Here is a 20,701-nt window from a genome sequence, read left to right on the forward strand (position 1 = left end):
TTGTGGATCACTCGTTCGAATGATCGGATTGGTTGGGGTGGAATTGGTGCAGACAGGAGGAACCCGCAGTGCGGTCAACCCGCGGCTCATCCGTCGGGCGCGGTGGGCGATTGCCGCGGTGTTCTGTGTGCACGGGGCCGTGACGGGCAACTTCGCCACACGGGTGCCGTGGATTCAGGAGCATGTCGGGGTCGGGGCCGGGCTGTTGGGCTTGGCGCTGGTGTTCCCGGCGATGGGGGCCTCGCTGGCCATGCCGTTGGCCGGGGCGGTCAGCCACCGGTTCGGGGGGAGGACCGCGCTGCGGGGGCTGTTGTCGCTGTGGTGCCTGGCCCTCGTGCTGCCGTCGCTGGCGCCGAATCTCGTGGTGCTCTGCGCGGCGTTGTTCGTGTACGGGGCGGCGGCCGGGATGCCGGATGTCGCGATGAACGCGATCGGGGTGGAGACCGAGACCCGGCTCGGCCGGTCGATCATGTCGAGCCTGCACGGCATGTGGAGTGTCGGCGTGCTGATCGGCTCCGGGGTCGGGACGTTGGCGGCACACCTCGACGTCGACGCGCGGCTGCACCATGTGGTGGCGGCGCTGGTACTGACCGGTCTGGGGCTGATCGCCTGTCAGGGCGTGCTCGACGTGCGGGCGGAGCCGGAGGAGGACCCGCCGCCGCGGTTCGCGCTGCCGCCGAAGTCGGCGCTGCTGATCGGCGGGGTCGCGTTCTGCGCGGTGTTCGCGGAGGGCGCGAGTCTGGACTGGTCGGCGGTGTACCTGCGGGATGTCCTGGATTCGTCGGCGGGGTTGGCGGCGGCGTCGACCACGGGCTTCGCGTTCACGATGGCCGTCGCACGGTTGGTCGGGGACCGGGTGGTGGATCGGTTCGGAGCCGTGCGTACCGTGCGGGCGAGCGGGTTCCTGGCCGCGGTGGGCGGGCTGCTGGTGGTGGCGGCGCCGCACCCGGCCGTGGCGATGACCGGGTTCGCCTTCCTGGGGCTGGGGGTCGCCGTGGTGGTGCCGCTGGCGTTCGCCGCGGCCGGACGCCGCGGGCCGAACACCAGCCAGGCGATCGCCGGCGTCGCGACGGTGACGTACACGTCGGGACTGGTGGCGCCGTCGCTGATCGGCGGTATTGCCCACGCGACGTCGCTGGCCGTGTCGTTCGGCGTGGTGACGGCGCTGACCGTGGGCTTGGCCGCGGGGGCGGGCGTGCTGCGGACGGGGTCGCGGCCGGTCGCGGGCGGGGGTGAGCCCGCGGTGCCGGCCACGGCGTCCGAGTCGGCGTAGCAGCCGCTACACGTTCCGCCGGTACTGGCCTCCGACCTCGAAGAACGCGTTGGTGATCTGCTCCAGCGTGCACACCCGCGCGGCGTCCATCAGGACCGCGAAGACGTTCTCGTCGTGCGTGGCCGCGTGCTTGAGCGCGGCCAGGGCGCGGGCCGCGTCGGACTGGTGGGCGGCGCGGAAGTCGCGGACCCGGGTGAGCTGGGACTCCTTCTCGGCTTCGGTGGCGCGGGCGAGTTCGAGGGGGCCGTGCGGGGCGTCGTCGGCGTCGGGCTTGCGGAAGGTGTTGACGCCGACGATCGGCAGGGTGCCGTCGTGCTTGCGCTGCTCGTACAGCATCGACTCGTCCTGGATGCGGCCGCGCTGGTAGCCGGTCTCCATCGCGCCGAGGACGCCGCCGCGTTCGCTGATGCGGTCGAACTCGGCGAGGACGGCGGCTTCGACGAGGTCGGTGAGTTCGTCGATGACGTAAGCGCCCTGCAGGGGGTTCTCGTTCATCGCGAGGCCCCACTCGCGGTTGATGATCAGCTGGATGGCCAGCGCGCGGCGGACCGAGTCCTCGGTGGGGGTGGTGACCGCTTCGTCGAACGCGTTGGTGTGCAGCGAGTTGCAGTTGTCGTAGATGGCGATCAGGGCCTGCAGTGTGGTGCGGATGTCGTTGAAGTCCATCTCCTGCGCGTGCAGCGACCGGCCGGACGTCTGCACGTGGTACTTCAGCTTCTGCGAGCGCTCGTTGGCGCCGTAGCGGTCCCGCATGGCGACGGCCCAGATCCGGCGGGCGACCCGGCCGAGGACCGAGTACTCCGGGTCCATGCCGTTGCTGAAGAAGAACGACAGGTTCGGCGCGAAGTCGTCGATGTCCATACCGCGCGCCAGGTACGACTCGACGTAGGTGAAGCCGTTGGCGAGGGTGAACGCGAGCTGCGAGATCGGGTTCGCGCCCGCTTCGGCGATGTGGTAGCCGGAGATCGAGACGGAGTAGAAGTTCCGCACCTTGTTGCGGATGAACCACTCCTGGATGTCGGCCATCATGCGCAGGCTGAACTCGGTGGAGAACAGGCAGGTGTTCTGGCCCTGGTCCTCCTTGAGGATGTCCGCCTGCACGGTGCCGCGGACCGTCGCAAGCGCGGTCGCGCGGATCGACTCGGCCTCGGGGACGGTGGGTTCGCGGCCTTCTGACTCGCGGAACTTGTCGAGTTCCGCGTCGACGACGGTGTTGAGGAAGAACGCCAGGATCGTCGGGGCCGGGCCGTTGATGGTCATCGAGACCGAGGTGGACGGCGCGGTCAGGTCGAAGCCGTCGTACAGCGCCTTCATGTCGTCGAGGGTGGCCACCGAGACGCCCGAGGTGCCGACCTTGCCGTAGATGTCCGGGCGCTCGTCGGGGTCGCGGCCGTACAGGGTGACCGAGTCGAACGCCGTCGACAGGCGCGTGGCCTCGTTCCCGTGCGACAGCAGCTTGAAGCGGCGGTTGGTGCGGAACGGGTCGCCCTCGCCGGCGAACATGCGCGCCGGGTCCTCGCCGTCCCGCTTGAACGGGAAGACCCCGGCGGTGAACGGGAAGTAGCCCGGCAGGTTCTCTTCGCGCAGGAAGCGCAGCAGCGCGCCGTGGTCGGTGTGCCGGGGCAGCGCCACCCGGCGGATCTTGCTGCCGGACAGCGACTCGCGGGTCAGCGCGGTGTGCAGTTCGCGGTCGCGGATGCGCACTACCTGCTCGTCGCCTGAATACGCCTCGACGGTGGCCGGCCAGGCGTCCAGAAGCGCCTGGTCCGCGGGGGCGAGGGCGGCTTCGGCGTCCTTGTGCAGGGCCTCGACGGACGGGACGGCTTCCGGGAGTTCGGCACGCACCAGGGACACCCGCTGGAGGCGGGCGGCGGCCTCGGACTGCGTCGCGGTGTCGGCGTGGTAGGTGCGGACGGTGTCGGCGACGTCGGCCAGGTAGCGGACCCGCGAGCCGGGCACGATGTGCGCGGCGCCGGTCGAGGTGCGGCCTTCGACGTGCGGCAGGACGCCCGGCACGAGCGGGAGGCCGTGGTCGGTGAGCCGGCCGGCCAGGTGCTGGTACAGCGCGGTCACGCCGTCGTCGTTGAACGTCGCCGCGCTCGTCCCGAACACCGGCATGTCCTCCGGACGGGAGCCGAAGGCCTCGCGGTTGCGCACGAGTTGGCGGGACACGTCGCGCAGCGCGTCCTCCGCGCCGCGGCGTTCGAACTTGTTGATCGCGACCACGTCGGCGAAGTCGAGCATGTCGATCTTCTCGAGCTGCGAGGCGGCGCCGAACTCGGGCGTCATCACGTACAGCGAGGTGTCGGCGTGCTGGGTGACGGCGGCATCGCCCTGGCCGATGCCGGGGGTCTCCAGAATCACCAGGTCGTAGCCGGCCGCCTTGCAGGCGAGCAGCAGGTCGTCGATGCGCTCGGGGAGTTCGGCGCCGGCCTTGCGGGTGGCGAGGGAGCGGAAGAACGTGCGTTCGCCGTCCAGCGCGTTCATCCGGATGCGGTCGCCGAGCAGGGCGCCGCCGCCGCGCCGCCGGGTCGGGTCGACGGCCAGTACCGCGATGCGGAGCTTGTCCTGCTGGTCGGTGCGGAACCGGCGGACGAGTTCGTCGGTGAGCGACGACTTGCCGGAGCCGCCGGTGCCGGTGATGCCGAGCACCGGGACGGGGCGGGCGCCCGCGGCCTCGGCGACGGCCTGCCGGGTGGCGTCGTCCAGCCCGCGGTTCTCGACGACGGTCAGGGTGCGGGCGAGGGCCGCGCGGTCGCCGGCGAGCAGCGCGTCGAGCGGGGCGGGCCGCTCGGTGAGGTCGACGTCGCATGCCTCGATCAGCGTGTTGATCATCCCGGCGAGGCCGAGCCGCTGGCCGTCCTCGGGGGAGAACACGGTGACGCCGGACGCCTTGAGCCGGGCGATCTCCTCGGGGATGATGACGCCGCCCCCGCCGCCGAACACCTTGACGTGCCCGGCGCCGCGCTCGCGCAGGCGCTCCACGAGGTACTCGAAGTACTCCACGTGGCCGCCCTGGTACGAGCTGATGGCGACGCCCTGCACGTCCTCTCCGAGGGCCGCGTCGACGACCTCGCTCACCGATCTGTTGTGGCCCAGATGGATGACCTCGGCGCCCTGCGCCTGGAGGATCCGCCGCATGATGTTGATCGCCGCGTCGTGCCCGTCGAAGAGCGCGGACGCGGTGACGAACCGCACGGGCCGAACCGGGACGTACAGGGGCACCTGAGCCTCCGAGGACACACGTAGTGGCGCGGAAAGGAGCCGAAGGGCTCTCCCCTCAAGATACTAGGAAGTCCAACTATTTCCCACGGTAAGAAAGCTGTGGCGAGAGTGAATTCCTGGGGCTGGTGGATACGGCAGAATGCGCCCTGGCAGGTGCGATTCCCGTACGTCCGCCGCCCTCCGGCAGCACGAGGCCCACGTGCGCGTCCGGTGCGCGGCGGCGTGCATCCGACGGCCGCGCCGCCGTTCCCAGGGGAGGGTTCCTGATGGCGCACGGCCTGAGCGTGCACGGACCGGACTGCCACTGCGTGGTCCGCGAGGAATACCGGCGCGCCCAGGAGGGCTTCGACGAGCACCGGCGCGCCCTCGCCCGCGGCGACGGCGTCCCCGCCGTGGTCGCGCCCTCGGAGTTCGCCACCCGGCAGTGGATCGACGACGAACTGCGCGGCCTCTCCCAGGATGTCGCCGCCCGGCGCCGCGCCCACGGACGCGCCGCGCTGCGCCTGCTCGGCACCCGGACCCTCGCCGGACTGTGGGCCGCCGTGGTCGTCCTGGTGCTGGTGCAGGCCCTCACCGCGATAGGCCCCGGCTGGACGGTGGCCCGCACCGCGGCCCTCACCGCCGCGGCGGTCACCGTCGCCGTGCTGTCCGGTGTCGCGATCTGGACCCGCGAGGGCGCCGGGCTCTACGCGCCGGTGCGCGGGCTCGACGGACGGCTGTCCACCTCGAAGGCCGTCGCCGCACTGTGGGCCGTCGTGCTCACCTACGTGTTCGTCTTCTTCGCCGTCCGGCTTGCCGCCGCCTCCCGCCCCGGCGACCGGTCCGAGCTGCTGCACCACCTCGGCGAGGTCGCGGCCGACCAGATCGTCTTGGTCGCCGTACCGCTGTTCGTCGCGGTGCTGGTCCGCCGGCTGGTCGGCGACAAGGTCAACCGCCGGGTGCTGCAGAAGCCCTATGCCGACCGGGCGTTCCTGCGCGACCTGGTCACCGACGACACCGGCCGCAGTGCCCTCGCCGACGCGCAGTACGTCCTGGTGAACCTGGTCGCCGCAGGCTTCCTGCTGGTCGGCCTGGCCCGCGATCCGGAGGAACTTCCGGACGCCCCGGCTACGTTGGTGGTGCTCGCCGGGATCTCCGCGGTGGTGTACCTGGCCGCCAAGCTCACCGAGAACAACCGGCCGGTCATCCTCTCGGTGGTGCGCGTGCACGTGCCCGGCAGCCTCGACAACGCGCTGCGGCAGGGCGACGACATCGAGATCCGCGGCACCAACCTGGTCGGCGCGGGGGTCCGCGAACCCGACCAACTCGCCCGCGTGGTGGTGCGGTTCGGTGCGATGCACCAGTACGCCCCGCTGGTCCCCACGGAGACCGGCTTCGCCAACCCGTGCGATGCGGTGGTCGTGGTGCCGATCCCGCTGGACGTGGACCCGGGCCGGGTGGAGCTGTGCGTCGTCTCGGCCTCGGGAGTGGAGTCCAACCCGTACGAGATCGAGATCGCCGACTGATCCCCCGGACACCGGGCGCCTCGGCCGGGTCTGCGGCTGCTACTTGGTCAGGTCGACGGGCGCGGACGGGGTGTCGGACGCGGTGAACTCGGCGGTGCGGCGCTTGCGCCGGGACACCATGGCCCACACCGCGCCGGCCAGGCCGGAGGCGCCGACGCCGATGACCGCGAGCGCCAGGGTGACCCCCGGGCGGGCGTCGACCGACCCGTGCGCGTCCAGCAGGTACATGACGGCGATCGCCATGAAGATGGCGCCCGCGATCAGGGCCATGGGGTCGAATTTGTGGCGTTCCACGGAAACCCTCCAGGGGGAACGGTCGGCCGGCGTGGGGTTCGGGCGGGTGGACGGGGCGGTCTGCTCGGGCATGTCGCCGGTCATCCGGCCGAGGGCGCCCCGGTGAGTGCACCCGGGACGGCCGGGACGGCCGGGACGGCGGGGACCGCGGGCGTGACGGTAGGCGTCGGAGTGCCGGGCACCGCCGGGGGCGCGGCGGGGCTCGGGGGCGGCGGCGCGATCTCGACGTCCGCGCCGTCCCGGTGCACGTTCACCTCGCCGATGCCGACCCGGAGGTCCAGCGTGACGGTTCCGCGCGAGGTGCCGTGGACCGGTTCGACGACCTCCTGACGCGAGGCCTTGAGTCCGCTGCTCTCGCGGTCGAGCAGCTGCACCAGGCCGATGTCGGCCTTGGCGTTGATCACCACACGGACGTCGTCGGGGATGGAGATCCGCACACTGCCGGCGCCCACACTCGCGGTGACCCGGACGCCGTCGATCGGGTCGAGGTGCGTCAGGTCGACGCTGAGGTCCCCGAACTTCATGCGGTAGGCCGAATGCACCGCGGCCGGTGTCGCCGGGGTGTACGACTCCTTCCCGCTGCTGCCGGTGAACGGCACGGTGATGTAGGCGAGGACGCTGAGCATGGCGGCCAGCACGACGGCCGGGAGGATCAGCCACCGGGCCCGCCCGAAGAAGGCGCCGACCAGCAGGCCGCCCGCGAGGATCGCGAGCATCACCGCGAGGCCGACCGCGAGCGGCACGTGGACGTCGGTGCTGGCGTCGAGCCACCACAGGAGGCCCCCGGCGAACGCCGCGGCCGAGACGACGGCGGGCGTCAGGAAGGACGCCGGCTTGCGCGGCGGGGCCGGAGGCTTGGGCTCGGGCTGCCCGCCGCTCTGCCACCACGGCGGCGGACCGGGTGCCACCGGCTGCCCGCCGGCCGCCTCCGCGGCCTCGGCCGTGCCCGGGGCGGCGGCGAACTCGGCGGAGCCGGCCTCCGGCCGCGGCGCGGCCGCCGCGACCGCGTCCCGCAGGCCCTTCTTGCGGGACGCGGCGAGCACGATGCCCGCGACGATCAGCAGCGGCCAGGAGCCGGTGAACCCGTCGTCGAAGTAGGAGAAGAACACGCCCGTGCCGACCGCGGTCAGCACGATCGCGGGCACGGCTTCCTTCACCCGGTGCCCGTTGAGGACGTCGCGGGCCATCGGCACCGGCCGGTCGTCGGACGGCATGAGGAGCCACCCCAGGCCGTACAGCAGGACGCCGAGGCCGCCGAACAGCGCGACCGCGGCGAGGACGACGCGGAAGATCACCGGGTCGACGCCGAAGTGGCGCCCCAGGCCCCCGGCGACGCCGGCGACCACACGGTCGTGGGTGTCGCGGGTCAGCGGCGGAGTGCCGCCGTCCGCACCCGGCGGGGGCGGGGTCTGCGTGGATGTCGAGGTCGGGTCGCTCATGGGACCCATCGTGTCGGCCTCGCGCGGGCGCGCCCATCAGGAAGGCCCCGGGTCGTACCCGGAGCCGACCCTGAGACGGAATCAGGGTCGGACCCTGATGCCCCCGGGGCCCGCCGCGTGTGACGATCGGTCGCGTGACTACGGCACCACCCCCCGCCCACCCGGCCGAGGCCCCCGCCCCCGCGCCCCGGGCCGCGCCCACGCTCTACCGCAACCCCTCGCGGCGCATCGTCGCCGGGGTCGCCCGCGGGCTGGCCGACCAGTTCGCGGTCGACGTGGTCTGGATACGCGTGGGATTCGCCGTGCTGACCGGCACGGGCATCGGCGTCGCGGTGTACGGGCTGCTGTGGCTCAACGTCCCGGAAGGCGGCCCGGCCGAACCACCCGTCCCCACCGCGCGCGAACGCCGCCGCCGGCATGCCGCGCTCGCCATCGTCACGCTGTTGCTCGCCTTCACGATGCTGATGATGATCGGCGGCAGCTCGGCGGGCGGCAAGGCGGTCATCTGGCCGCTCCTGGTCGCCGCCGCGGGCGTCGCCCTGGTGTGGCGGCAGGCCGACGACGCGCAGCGCACCCGCTGGCTGTCCCTGGACGGCCGCCGGCGCACCCTGGGCATCGTCCGCACCGCCATCGGCGTCGCCGTCTTCTCCACCGGCATCGGCTTCTTCGTCGCCTACCGCGGCGGCCTCGGCGACGTCTTCGCGGCCTTCCGCGGCGCCCTGCTGCTGCTCTTCGGGCTCCTCGTCATCTTCGGCCCCTACCTGCTCCGCCAGACCCGCGACCTCAGCGCCGAGCGCCGGGCCCGCATCCGCGCGCAGGAACGCGCCGAGGTCGCCGCCCACGTGCACGACTCCGTGCTGCACACCCTGACCCTGATCCAGCGGCACGTGGACGATCCGCGCGAGGTCGCCCGGCTCGCCCGCGCCCAGGAGCGCGAGCTGCGCGCCTGGCTGTACCGCCCCGAAGGCGAGGAGCCCGACCGCACCTTCGCCGCCGCGCTGCGCCAGGAGGCCGCCGAGGTCGAGGACATGCACGGCGTCGCCGTCGAGATCGTGCCGGTCGGCGACTGCGCCGTCGACGAGCGCCTGGCCGCCCAACTCGCGGCCGCGCGCGAGGCGATGGTGAATGCCGCGAAGTACGCGTCGGGCGCGCCGATCCAGGTGTTCGCCGAGGTGGAGGACACCGTCGTGACGGTGTTCGTGCGCGACAGCGGGCCCGGCTTCGACCCCGACACGCTGCCCGAGGACCGGATGGGTGTGCGAGAGTCGATCCTCGGGCGGATGCGCCGCAACGGCGGCACCGCGGTGATCCGCAGCGAACCCGGCGAGGGCACCGAGGTCGAGCTGGAGATGGCTCGCAGCGAGGCGAACAGGAGCAAGTCGTGAGTGAAGCCGCGTCGGAAGGCCGGGTCCGGGTCGTCCTGGTCGACGACCACCGGATGTTCCGCACCGGGGTGCGCGCCGAGATCGGCGAAGCCGTCGACGTGGTCGGCGAGGCCGAGGACGTCGCGTCGGCGGTCGCGGTGGTGCACGAGCAGCTTCCCGACGTCGTCCTGCTGGACGTGCACCTGCCCGGCGGCGGCGGTGTCGAGGTGCTCAAGCAGTGCGCCGACGTGCAGGCCCGGGTGCGGTTCCTCGCGCTGTCGGTGTCCGACGCCGCCGACGACGTGATCGGGGTGATCCGCGGCGGCGCGCGCGGCTACGTCACCAAGTCCATCACCGGCGACGAACTCGTCCGCGCGGTCGGCCGGGTCGCGGAAGGCGACGCGGTGTTCTCGCCGCGGCTCGCCGGGTTCGTGCTGGACGCGTTCGCGGCCACCGACGTGCCGCCGATCGACGAGGACCTCGACCGGCTGACCCAGCGCGAGCGCGAGGTGCTGCGGCTCATCGCGCGCGGTTACGCGTACAAGGAGATCGCGCGGCGGCTGGTGATCTCGGTCAAGACCGTCGAGACGCACGTGTCGGCGGTGCTGCGCAAGCTCCAGCTGTCCAACCGGCACGAGCTGACCCGCTGGGCCACCGACCGGCGGCTGGTCTAGTCCCGGCGGCCCGGCGGCCCGGCGACGCCGGGGGAGGAGCGGGAAACGCGACGGTGCCCCGCCCCCACGCGGGGGACGGGGCACCGTGGGCTGCTGCGGGCGCGGTCGGTTTAACCCGGGCGCATGGCCGCGTAGAACGGCATCTCGCTGATCGGCGCGATCTTGATGACCGTGCCGGTGTGCGGCGCGTGGATCATCAGGCCGTCGCCGATGTACAGGCCGACGTGGCTGTTGTCGCTGTTGAAGAACACCAGGTCGCCCGGCTGGAGCTGGGACTTGGCGACCCGCGGGCCGTCGTTGACCTGGTCCCACGTGGTGCGCGACAGCTTGACGCCGGCCGCGGCCCACGCCTGCTGGGTGAGGCCCGAGCAGTCGAACGAGGACGGTCCGGCCTTGCCCCAGCCGTACGGCTTGCCGATCTGGGCGCGGGCGAACGCGATGGCCTTGGCGGCGCGTTCGGACGCCGGGACGTTCGGCAGGTCGGTGCGCGAGTTGTCGCGCGAGCTGCGGTCGTCCGTCCGCTCGTTCGTGTGGTCGTTGGACTCCAGGATGGCCTTGCGCTCGGCCGCCGAGACGGTGTTGAGCAGCTGCTGGGCCTTGTTGAGCTTCTCCTGGATGGTGTTCTTGTTGTCGTTCAGGTCCTTGCGGAGCTTCTCCAGCTCGGCGAGCTGCGTCGAGGCTTCGGTGCGGTCCTGCTGCAGCATCCGCGACTGGGCGGCGAGCTGCTGGAGCCGGGTGGCCTGCTGCGAGTCGAGCTGGTCGAGCATCGACGCGCGCTTGAGGTAGTCCGCCGGGTCGCCGCTCAGCGCGAGCTGCAGCTCGGGCGGCAGGCCCCCGTTGCGGTAGTGGTCCGCGGCGATCAGGCCGATCTGGTCGCGGAGCGCGTTCATGGACGCTTGTTCCTCGGCCACCCGGTCCTGCGTGGCGTTGGATTCCTTCTGGAGCTTCTCGATCTTCTCCTGGACGCCGTTGTAGACGTCCGTCGCCTTGCCGACTTCGCGGTTCAGCTGGTTGACCTGCTCCTGCACCTGGGCGGAGGTGGGAGTCGGGTCGGCGCTGGCCGGGCCGGCGAACGCGATGACACCGGTCATGGTGGCGGCGGCGGTGGCCAAGGTTGCGGCACCACGGGAGGCGACGAGCGCCTTCGACCGGCGGTGCTGCGCAGGACGACGATGAGACGCCACGCGAGCGTCACTCCTTCCTCGGCCGCCTACCGGGTTAGCTGACAGGCTCGGGCGGAAGAAGACGCCCTACGGCGCGCCAGGTGGCCCTGGCAGCCGATTCGCCTCGGGTGACACATGGGTCCCCGGCTCCGGTGCGTGCCGGGCGCCAACGGGGGGCGGGCGCACGGCCGATACCGAACTCGGCGGTGGCGGGCGTGCGCTCCGGATGGAGCACGGGGGTACGTCCGCCTGGCCGAGAACAATAGTCACAGGGGTGTCACGGCCCCCACGCGGGTCGCGGATTTCGCGCTGACGTTACCAAGTCTTTACTTTGGGACCCGTTTCGATGTCCGGATTGTGATTTTTGTAGGCTCAATCGGAAACCGAGCCTGAGGAGCACTCTGTGGACGTCGTCCGGCAACTCCTGGTCGTACTGCACATCGTCGGGATCGGAGCTCTGCTGGGTGGATTCCTCACCCAGATGAAGGGGATGAAGACCGGCGACGTCCGGATCACCCCCGCCGTGACGCACGGCGCACTCACGATGTTCGTCACCGGCCTCGCCCTCGTCGCGGTCCGCAAGAGCAGCGCCCTCGACCTGCCCGTCGACAACGCCAAGATCGGCACCAAGATGGCGGTCCTCGTGGTCATCCTGCTGCTGGCCTGGGCCAACCGCGGCAAGGACAAGGTCGACACCCGCGTCTTCGGCGCCATCGGCCTGCTCACGATCGCGAACATCGCGATCGCCGTCATGTGGACCTGAGTTCGCCCCGAACCGGCCTCAACGCCGTCGCCGCCGCCGCGGCCGCCCCGGGATCCCCCGGGCGCGCGCCGCGGCACCCCGCACGGCTCGTAGACTCGGCAGACGATGAGCAACCTCTTCGACGACATGCCGCTGCCCGGGTTCGACGCCGACATCCCGCTGCCGCCCGAACCCGCGCACGACGACGTCCCGCCGCCGCCGCCCGAGTACGACCCCGTACCCGACGACCTCTTCGACGGCGCCTACGACCCGCCCGCCGAGCCGCGCGAGGAGTACTACCGCAACGGCGCTCCCAAGCCCGCGGTGGACCCCAGCCGCCTCCTCGACGGCATGAACCCGCAGCAGCGCGCCGCGGTCGTCCACGAAGGCTCCCCGCTGCTCATCGTCGCGGGCGCCGGTTCCGGCAAGACCCGGGTGCTGACCCACCGCATCGCGTACCTGCTCGGGGCCCGCAACGTGCACCCCGGGCAGATCCTCGCCATCACCTTCACCAACAAGGCCGCCGGCGAGATGAAGGAGCGCGTCGAAGCCCTCGTCGGGCCGCGCGCGAAGGCCATGTGGGTGTCGACGTTCCACTCGTCCTGCGTCCGCATCCTGCGCCAGCAGTACAAGAAGCTCGGCCTCAGCTCCACCTTCTCCATCTACGACGCCGCCGACTCGCAGCGCCTGATGGCCATGGTGTGCCGCGACCTGGACCTGGACGCCAAGCAGTACCCGCCGCGCAAGTTCAACGCGCAGGTGTCCAACCTGAAGAACGAGCTGATCGACCCCGAGACGTTCGCCGCCCAGGCACAGAACGACACCGAGCGCCGCCTTGCCGAGGCCTACACGCTCTACCAGTCGCGCCTGCGCCAGGCCAACGCGCTCGACTTCGACGACCTCATCATGACCACGGTGCACCTGCTCCAGGCGTTCCCGGACGTCGCCGAGCACTACCGGCGCCGCTTCCGGCACGTCCTCGTCGACGAGTACCAGGACACCAACCACGCCCAGTACGCGCTCGTCCGCGAGCTGGTCGGCGGCGCCGCCGGACAGGCCCCCAAGCGCACCGTCGACGGCGACCTCGTCAACCCCGACGCGGAAGGCCTCGCCGAGGTGCCGCCCGCCGAGCTGTGCGTGGTGGGCGACGCCGACCAGTCCATCTACGCATTCCGCGGCGCGACCATCCGGAACATCCTCGACTTCGAGGAGGACTACCCGGACGCGACGACGATCCTGCTGGAGCAGAACTACCGCTCGACGCAGACCATCCTCGCCGCCGCCAACGCGGTCATCGAACGCAACACCAACCGCCGCGCCAAGAACCTGTGGACGGACTCCGGCCAAGGTGCCACGATCACCGGCTACGAAGCCGACGACGAGCACGCCGAGGCCCAGTTCGTCGCCGACGAGATCGACCGGCTCACGGACACCGGCGACGTCACACCCAGCCAGGTCGCGGTCTTCTACCGCACCAACGCGCAGTCCCGCGTCTTCGAAGAGGTCTTCATCCGCGTCGGCCTGCCCTACAAGGTCGTCGGCGGAGTCCGCTTCTACGAACGCAAGGAAGTCCGCGACGCCCTCGCCTACCTGCGGCTGCTCGCCAACCCCGACGACGTCGTCTCGCTGCGGCGCATCCTCAACGTGCCCAAGCGCGGCATCGGCGAACGCGCCGAAGCCTGCGTCGAGGTCCTTGCGTCCCGGGAGCGCATCGCCTTCGCCGACGCCCTGCGCCGCGCCAAGGAAGCCCCCGGTATGGCGACCCGCTCGCTCAACGCCGTCAACGGTTTCGTCGAGCTGATCGACAACCTGCGCGCGGTCGTCGACGGCGGCGCCGGACCCGCCACGGTCCTGGAAGCCGTCCTCGAACAGAGCGGCTACCTGGCCGAACTCCACGCGTCGACCGATCCGCAGGACGAGACCCGCGTCGAGAACCTCCAGGAACTCGCCGCGGTCGCCCTGGAGTTCGAGCAGGCCAACCCGGAGGGCACGCTCGCCGACTTCCTCGAGCAGGTCGCCCTCGTGGCCGACTCCGACCAGATCCCCGACGACGACGGCGGCGTGGTCACCCTGATGACCCTGCACACCGCCAAGGGCCTGGAGTTCCCCGTCGTGTTCCTCACCGGGCTGGAGGACGGCGTCTTCCCCCACATGAGGGCGCTCGGCGACACCAAGGAACTCGAAGAGGAGCGGCGGCTCGCGTACGTGGGCATCACGCGTGCCCGGGAACGCCTGTACGTCACTCTCGCGCGCATCCGCAGCGCCTGGGGTGCCCCCGCCTACAACCCGCAGTCGCGGTTCCTGGAGGAACTCCCGGCGCAGCTCGTCGAGTGGCGCGGGAAGCCGCCGTCCGCCGCCAAGACGCTGTCCGCGACGCGTTCGGCGGTGTCCGCGCCGCGGTCCGCGGGGTCCAACGGCCGGCTCAGCGGGCCGAGCCGCATCGTCGACCGTCCGGTGATCGTCCTCAAGGCCGGCGACCGGGTCACGCACGACAAGTTCGGGCTCGGCACCGTCGTCGCCACCCAAGGCGAGGGCGACAAGGCCCAGGCGAGCATCGACTTCGGCGCGTCCGGCACCAAGCAACTGCTGCTGCGGTATGCGCCGGTGGAGAAGCTGTAGTGCCGGGTAGGCCCTGGTAGCCCGTGTGGGCACATGACGATGGGCGGCGCTCCCTCGCGGGAGCGCCGCCCATCGTGTGTCTTTCGGAGGTGCCGTGTCGGTCCGGCCTGATTGACTGACGTCAGGTCAGCCCGTCGGGTCGAGACCGCGGGCACGCAGCCACGGTATGGGGTTTATAGGTGCGCCTCCGCCCGGGCGCACTTCGAGGTGGAGGTGGGGGCCGGTGCTGTTGCCCGAGTTGCCGGAGTAGGCGATGACGTCGCCCGCCTTCACCTGCCCGGAAGCGATCTTGGCCCGCGTCAGGTGGCAGTACCAGGTCTCGGTGCCGTCCGGCGCGGTCAGGATGACCATGTTGCCGTAGGCGGAGTTCACCTCGGTCCGCACGACGCCGTCGGTGACCGCGCGGACGGGCGTGCCCCGGTCCACCGGGAAGTCGATGCCCGTGTGCAGATGGGACCAGCGCCCGCCAGCCTGGCCGAAGTACGCCGACAGGCCCGGCTGCACCGGCAGCACGAACTTGGGCCGCATGGCCTCGCGCTTCTTGCGGTCCTCTTCCTGCTGCCTGGCGAGGTCTTCCTGCCGCTCCTGGAGCGCGATGCGGGTCTGCTCGCGGCTCGCCCGGCCGGCGAAGTCCTCGGCGCCGTCCCGGAGGTCGGCGAACTGCTGGTCGAGCGGCGACGCGGCCAGCGGCACGTCGGCACCGGCGGCGACCGGGCTGTCGGCCTGGTCCTGCTTGTCGGCGGCCTGGATCCCGCCGGCGGCCGCCACAGCGACCGCCGCGACGCCCACGAGCGCGAGAGAGCCGCCGGCGACTCGGGCCAGGGGGCGGGAGCGGCGCGTCGTCTTGCGCCGCTCGGCACGGCTGTTGGCCGCGTCGGCGGTCAGGACGGCGGCACCGGCCTCCGCCTTCTCGGCCTTGTCGCGCTTGCCGCTCTTGGCTTCCCTGTTCGAGTTCGAAGTGCCGGACTTGTCGTCCTTGCCGGCCGCGGTGTCGTCGTCGAGGTAGATCGCGGCGAAGGCGACGGTGCCTTCTTCGTCGGGCGTCGACGGAGTGCGCGCGTCGTTGTCGGGGTCGATTTCGACCATCGGCGACACGCTGTCGACCGCGGTGACGAACTGCGTCGCACCCGGGTCGTCTTCGTGGTCCGTGCGGGGGGCCGACCAGGCCGGGTAGTCCGCGGGCTCCTGCAGCGCGGTGGGCTGGTCGTACCAGTCGGCGGTCTGCGCGCCGTTGCGGGAGTCGGTGAACGCGTCGGCGCTGCGGCGGTTGTCGCCGTGCCACATGTCGGGCGCGGGCGCCGACCAGGCGGCGCCGGTCGACTCGGTGGTCCACGGGTCGTCGGACCAGGTGGCGGGCTGCGCCTCCGGCGCGGCCGTCATGGTGTCGGTGGACCAGGCGGCGGTCTCGTAGGAGGCCTGTTGCGGAACGCTTGCTTGCCCGTAGGCGCCGGTGTCGTACGACGCGTAGGCGGTGGTGTCGTAGGCGCCGCTGTTGTAGGCGGGGTAGCCGCCGCTGTCGTAGGAGGCGTCGTAGGCGGGAGTGGCGTAGGCGCCACTCGAACCGTCGTAGGCCACCGCGGTGTAGCCGCCGGATGCGTCGTAGCCGGACTGCGTGCCGGCGTAGGCGTCCTGGGTGTAGGCCGATGCCTCGTAGCCGCCCGTCGCCCACGCGCCGCTGTCGTAGCCGTTGGCCGCGTAGGTGCCGGAGCCGTAGGTGCCTTCATAGGCCGGGACCGCGTACCCGCCACTGCCGTAAGAGGCGTCGTAAGCGGGGTAGTCGCCGCTGCCGTACGTGGCGGTTCCGTAGGCCGTGCCGTTGTCCGGGGCGCCGGGACTGGAGGGGACTCCGTCCGGATAGCGGCCGTCGGTCACGTGAGTCGCCTTCGTGTCGGGGGTACTAGCGATGTGCGATCAAACCGGGACTCTAGCCCTCGATATGCGGCGCGGACAATCCGACTCGACTCACCCGTGGGGCTACACCTCGTTCACCCGAACGGATGAAAGGTGGGCAATCGGCGCAACGCGATGGCGTGTTCGGCGCGTCTTCATCAGGTATTGACGATTGCGGCCGTGTCTTCTGACGCGTCATTGATGGTGCGCAGTGGTGTGTCCTTCGCGCGTCCCGAGCGTGTCGCACGCTCTCCAGTGCGCCGCGGTCAGGCGGCGAGTGGCGTGGCGGCGGCGTCGGGGGCCTCGCGGTGGTCGGCGCGGTGCCTGTCGGTCAGCAGTGTGCAGAGGTCGAGGACGATGGAGCGGCAGGCGGGCAGCGTCAGGTGGCCTGCGCCGGAGACCCGGATGTTCGCGGCATCGAGGTCCGGGTGGTCGATTGCCCCGGATGCCAGGGGAATCACGAACGGGTCGAGATCACCCCAATAGGCAAGGAATCGGGTGGTGCAGTCGGGTGCGGGCAAGGCCAGCTCGGCGACGACCGCGCTGTCCGGGCACAGTTCGCGGACCAGGGGGTGCGCCCGGAGGAGATGTGCGGCCAGCGTCCCGCGGTGAGGTGTGCCGAGGGTGACGACGGTGCGGACGTGTGCGCCGCGGTCGATCCGCTGGGCGTGATAGCGCGCGACCAAGCCGCCGAGGCTGTGTCCGACCACGTGGACATAGGGCGCGCCGGTCCGCGCACACACCCGCGCGATGTGGTGGTCGAGCAGTTCGGCCTTGCTGCGGATGTCACCGCCGAGCGGGTTGTGGTCGAAGGGGTGGATGTCGGTGAAGCCCTGCCGGTGCAGGGCGCGCCGCAGTACGGCGAAGATCGAGCGGTTGTCCGCCAAGCCGTGGACGAGGACGACCGGGGTGGTGGTGCGGCCTGCGCCGACGGGGGCTTCGCGTGCCGGCCCCCGTGCCGGGTCCGGAGTGAAGAGGCCTGTCGGGTAGAGGACCAGGTGGCCGACGAGCCAGGCGAGTTCGCGGACCGCGCCCAGCACGGGGCCAGGGCATGCGGGCATGACGTACCTCCGTGCGGGGTCGGGTGGATGGGCGCGGTGGCGGCGTCGCCGCGGGCGCCGGGCTCCGGAAGGGGGAGCGCGAACGCGGTCCTACTCGTCGGTATCCCCGGAGGTAATGGGATGAAACGTGTTGTTAACACCCCGGTACTCGCGGATTGCCGCACGAGGCAAGGGATTTCGTGAACGCCTGACATTGATCCGCTGCGGGCGACGGGGTTGACTGCGGCTCATTTCCGCCGACGAGTGGCGTGTTCGCCACCCTCGGGCTGCCGACCCTCGGCGCACGTCGGACGGTTTCCTGAGGTCAGCGTCACGCAGGTTGTTTTCGGACCGGCGGTACAGCTGTCGGTCCCACGCCGTACCGTGACCGTCATGCTGGAACGCTGGACCGCGGATCAGGTGCTCCGACTCGCACCCGACGCCGCGTCGCAGAAGGCCGGATCGAAACTGGCGGCCCCCGGGCCGTGGACCGGACTGGGGGCAGGGGAGATATGCCTCCAGGACGCTGGGGATGAGGGTGGTAAGGCCGCCAAAAGCGGTGTGTGGGGGCTGTGTAAGGGGAGCGGCGCGAAGGCGTACCGCACGGTGGTGGACCTGGAAGGGCCCGCGTGGTCCTGCACGTGTCCGAGCCGCAAACTGCCGTGCAAGCACACGCTGGGTCTGCTGCTGCTCTGGTCCGCCGACGGCGTCGCCGAGACCGCCGACGCGCCGGACTGGGCCACCACCTGGCTGACAGGTCGTCAAGAACGTGCGAAGCAGCGGGAAACCCGCCAGGCGAACGGGCCTGCGGACCCGGTCGCCGCGCAGCGGCGTGCCGACGAACACGCGGCCAAGGTCGCCGACGGCGTCGACAAGCTGGGCCGGTGGCTCGCCGACCAGGTCTCCACCGGGCTCGCGGGCGCCGACCGCACCGGCTACGCGCCGTTCGAGGCGATGGCGGCGGCGATGGTCGACGCCCAGGCGAAGGGCCTCGCGCGGCAGCTCCGCCATGCGGCGACCCGGCCCGGCTCGGGCGAAGGCTGGCCGGGGCATTTGCTGGAGGACTACGCGGCCATGTGGCTGCTGTTGCGTGCTCACGATCGGCTTGGGGCGCTGGACGAGAACGACGCCGCTTTGGCCGCGACCGTGCGTACGCGGCTGGGCTGGGATCAGAAGACCGCGGACCTCGTGCGCCGCGCCGCCGAACAAGGCTCCGCGGTACGGGACCACTGGACGGTGCTGGGGAGCCGGGACAGCGACGACGACAAGCTGACGCGGCGGGAGATCTGGCTGCGCGGGGAGAAGTCCGGCCGTACCGCGGTGGTGATGGCGTTCGGCAGCTCGGGACAGGCGCCGCCGCTTGCGCTGCCGGTCGGGGCCCGCCTGGAAGCCGACTTGGTGTTCCACGACGCGGCGGCGCCGCTGCGCGCCCACCTTGCCGAGCGGCACGGGCCGCCGGAGCCTGCCGAAGTGCCGGCGGGTTGCGGAGCGGAGGCGGCCGCGTTGGCGTACGCGGAGGCGCTGCGTGCCGAACCGTGGCTGGAGACGTGGCCGGTGGTCTTGTCCGACATAGCCGCGGTGCCCGATGTGCTCGGGTGGCGGGTCGTGTCGAGCGACGGGTTCTGGCTGCCGGTCGACCGGGGGCGTGCCCATGACGACGCGTTGTGGCGTCTCGCGGCGATGTCCGGAGGGGCGGGGATGACGGTCTTCGGCGAGTACGGGGCGCGGGGGTTCGCGCCGGTGACGGCGTGGCACGAGGGACGGGCCGTGCCGCTGTAGGGCCCGTCCGCGGGCTGGTGATCGGGCGTTCGTGTGGTTGTCGTGCTGCCTTGATGTGGGCTGTTTGTCCCCAGGCATGTGGTTATCCACAGGCTTGGTCGCGGATGTCGGAGCTTCTTGATTTCCTGTCGGTCAGGTGATTTGCCCGGGCTCGGGCAGGCAACGAACGGGGGAAACCATGACCGCGGACACCGAAGTCCTGTGGCGCGACCTGGTCTCGACGGCACTCGTCGGCACCGCGAAGCGAGGCGTCCCGGAGATCGAGCCGGGTAGTGCGCTGGGCGCCGCGGCGGCCGCGGTCGGGCACACGGATCCGGCCGAACGGCTGCTCGACCTCGCGGCGCTGCTCGTCGTCCACCGCCGTGCCGGCCGGTTGCCGGGCACCGGGGCCGGACTCCCGCCGCGCAGCGCTGCCGACCCCCGGCCGGGTGTGCCCGACCGGGCCCGCGCCCGGCTGCGGGTGCTGCTCGGCTCGGGCACGGGCGAGCGCCGGACGGCCATTGCGGAACTGCTGCCCGAGTGGCTCGCCGAGGCGCGGGCCCGCGGTTGCCGGGCCCCCGAGCCGGAACTCCCCGCGCTGCTCGACCTGGCCCGCGCGCATACCGAACTCCGCGAGGACGTGGCGGCATTGGCCGGCCCCCGCGGGCGGTGGCTGGCCCAGCTCAACCCGGACTGGACGTGGCTGACGCGGATATCCGCCGCCGATCTCGCGCCCGACGGCGAGATATGGGAACACGGGCTTTTCGGGGAGCGGCTCGCGTGCGTGACCGCGCTGCGGAAGCGGGATGCCGACGCGGCGCGGGAACTGCTGGCCACCACGTGGCGGGGCGAACCTGCGGAGGACCGGGCGCAGTTCCTTGCGGTGCTGCGGGTGGGGCTGTCCACCGCCGACGAGCCGTTTTTGGAAGCGGCGTTGGACGACCGCGGCAAGGCGGTGCGGGCCGGGGCCGCGGCGTTGCTGTCGGCGCTGCCCGAGTCGGCGTTCGCCCGGCGGATGGCCGACCGGGCGCGGGCGTGCGTGCGCGTGCATCCGGCGATGGGCGTGAGTGTGGTGCCGCCGGAGACCTGCGACGAGGCGATGCGGCGCGACGGCATAGCGGAGAAGTCCCCGACCGGCCGCGAGGAACGCGCATGGTGGCTCGGTGAGATCGTGGCCGCGACCCCGTTGGCGGTGTGGACGGAGATCTTCGGCGAGACACCCGCGGAGATTCTGCGGCGCCCGCTGCCCCGGCGCACCGCGGGGGACATACGCGACGGCTGGGCCCGCGCCGCCGTGACCCAAGGCGACGTGGCCTGGGCCCGAGCCCAGGTCGGCCGCGGCGCCCCGACCCGGCTGCTGTCGGTACTCCCGGTGACCGAACGCGCGGTGCACGTCGCCGACCACGTCCGCGAGCACGGCCTGTCGGAGGCCTTCCAACTGCTCGCCGGCTGCCCGGCGGTATGGCCGGAGCCGCTCGGACGCTCGGTCGCCGACGCGCTGTCCCAAGCCGCGCGGGAGTCGGCGTACCCGTGGAGCTTCAGCGGGGTGACGGGGTTGGCGGCCCGGTCCCTGGACCCGGGGATGGCGGAGGAGTTCGCGGAGCTGGCGGCGAAGGCGGGCGAGGACGGGTACTGGGGGAGGGCGTTCGGCGAACTGGCGGGAACGCTGCGGGAGCGCGCGGTGATGCGGGGGGAGTTCGGGGGGTAGGAGGCAC

At 71.9% G+C, this 20,701-nt stretch carries 14 protein-coding genes and 1 riboswitch; of the genes, 8 read left to right on the forward strand and 6 right to left on the reverse strand.

All coding sequences use genetic code 11. The features are described from left to right. Window positions 1–46 precede the first annotated feature (46 nt). On the forward strand, window positions 47–1,273 hold the full coding sequence (locus tag ABEA93_RS03070) for an MFS transporter (RefSeq protein WP_345673666.1): 1,227 nt from the start codon (window positions 47–49) through the stop codon (window positions 1,271–1,273). A gap of 6 nt (window positions 1,274–1,279) precedes the next feature. Here the strand turns inward: ABEA93_RS03070 and icmF are convergent, their stop codons facing one another. Next, window positions 1,280–4,498 (reverse strand): fused isobutyryl-CoA mutase/GTPase IcmF, encoded by a 3,219-nt coding sequence (icmF, locus tag ABEA93_RS03075; RefSeq protein ID WP_345673667.1) that lies wholly within the window; start codon window positions 4,496–4,498, stop codon window positions 1,280–1,282. 266 nt (window positions 4,499–4,764) lie between these two features. On the opposite strand from icmF, the gene ABEA93_RS03080 reads away from it, so the two are divergent. Continuing rightward, the gene (locus tag ABEA93_RS03080) at window positions 4,765–6,003 is read left to right on the forward strand and encodes a hypothetical protein (RefSeq protein WP_345673668.1); all 1,239 of its coding nucleotides are present in this window, start codon (window positions 4,765–4,767) and stop codon (window positions 6,001–6,003) included. Window positions 6,004–6,042: 39 nt separating this feature from the next. Here the strand turns inward: ABEA93_RS03080 and ABEA93_RS03085 are convergent, their stop codons facing one another. Continuing rightward, window positions 6,043–6,297 carry a hypothetical protein gene (locus tag ABEA93_RS03085; RefSeq protein WP_345673669.1) on the reverse strand — a complete coding sequence of 85 codons (255 nt, stop codon included), beginning with the start codon at window positions 6,295–6,297 and terminating at the stop codon, window positions 6,043–6,045. An 80-nt stretch (window positions 6,298–6,377) separates the two neighbouring features. Continuing rightward, a complete protein-coding gene (locus ABEA93_RS03090; protein WP_345673670.1) occupies window positions 6,378–7,736 on the reverse strand; it encodes a PspC domain-containing protein in 1,359 nt (452 codons plus the stop codon). A 134-nt stretch (window positions 7,737–7,870) separates the two neighbouring features. On the opposite strand from ABEA93_RS03090, the gene ABEA93_RS03095 reads away from it, so the two are divergent. After that, window positions 7,871–9,121, forward strand: coding sequence for an ATP-binding protein (locus tag ABEA93_RS03095; RefSeq protein ID WP_345673671.1), 1,251 nt, complete (start codon window positions 7,871–7,873; stop codon window positions 9,119–9,121). Beyond that, complete coding sequence (locus tag ABEA93_RS03100) at window positions 9,118–9,774, forward strand: response regulator (RefSeq protein WP_345673672.1); 657 nt, start codon at window positions 9,118–9,120, stop codon at window positions 9,772–9,774. Before ABEA93_RS03095 ends, ABEA93_RS03100 begins: the two co-directional genes overlap by 4 nt. A 110-nt stretch (window positions 9,775–9,884) precedes the next feature. Here the strand turns inward: ABEA93_RS03100 and ABEA93_RS03105 are convergent, their stop codons facing one another. Next, window positions 9,885–10,958 carry an NlpC/P60 family protein gene (locus ABEA93_RS03105; protein WP_345673673.1) on the reverse strand — a complete coding sequence of 358 codons (1,074 nt, stop codon included), beginning with the start codon at window positions 10,956–10,958 and terminating at the stop codon, window positions 9,885–9,887. A gap of 8 nt (window positions 10,959–10,966) precedes the next feature. Continuing rightward, a riboswitch (cyclic di-AMP (ydaO/yuaA leader) is annotated at window positions 10,967–11,113 on the reverse strand. Window positions 11,114–11,340: 227 nt separating this feature from the next. Here ABEA93_RS03105 and ABEA93_RS03110 point away from each other — a divergent pair. Continuing rightward, window positions 11,341–11,700: a hypothetical protein gene (locus tag ABEA93_RS03110; protein ID WP_345673674.1), complete on the forward strand. Its 360-nt coding sequence runs from the start codon at window positions 11,341–11,343 to the stop codon at window positions 11,698–11,700. Window positions 11,701–11,805: 105 nt separating this feature from the next. After that, complete coding sequence (gene pcrA, locus ABEA93_RS03115; protein WP_345673675.1) at window positions 11,806–14,298, forward strand: DNA helicase PcrA; 2,493 nt, start codon at window positions 11,806–11,808, stop codon at window positions 14,296–14,298. Between the two features lie 126 nt (window positions 14,299–14,424). Here pcrA and ABEA93_RS03120 read toward each other — a convergent pair whose 3' ends face one another. Both ABEA93_RS03120 and ABEA93_RS03125 read right to left on the reverse strand, forming a co-directional pair. Further along, window positions 14,425–16,170: a M23 family metallopeptidase gene (locus tag ABEA93_RS03120; protein ID WP_345673676.1), complete on the reverse strand. Its 1,746-nt coding sequence runs from the start codon at window positions 16,168–16,170 to the stop codon at window positions 14,425–14,427. A gap of 284 nt (window positions 16,171–16,454) precedes the next feature. Continuing rightward, window positions 16,455–17,249 carry an esterase/lipase family protein gene (locus ABEA93_RS03125; RefSeq protein WP_345673677.1) on the reverse strand — a complete coding sequence of 265 codons (795 nt, stop codon included), beginning with the start codon at window positions 17,247–17,249 and terminating at the stop codon, window positions 16,455–16,457. Window positions 17,250–17,621: 372 nt separating this feature from the next. Here ABEA93_RS03125 and ABEA93_RS03130 point away from each other — a divergent pair, with 372 nt between their 5' ends. Next, window positions 17,622–19,007: an SWIM zinc finger family protein gene (locus ABEA93_RS03130; RefSeq protein WP_345673678.1), complete on the forward strand. Its 1,386-nt coding sequence runs from the start codon at window positions 17,622–17,624 to the stop codon at window positions 19,005–19,007. A gap of 178 nt (window positions 19,008–19,185) precedes the next feature. Then, window positions 19,186–20,694, forward strand: a complete 1,509-nt coding sequence (locus ABEA93_RS03135; RefSeq protein ID WP_345673679.1) for a DUF5691 domain-containing protein — start codon at window positions 19,186–19,188, stop codon at window positions 20,692–20,694. Window positions 20,695–20,701: the final 7 nt, after the last annotated feature.

Source organism: Yinghuangia aomiensis, from assembly GCF_039542225.1.
In the GTDB taxonomy this organism is placed as follows: Bacteria; Actinomycetota; Actinomycetes; order Streptomycetales; family Streptomycetaceae; genus Yinghuangia; species Yinghuangia aomiensis.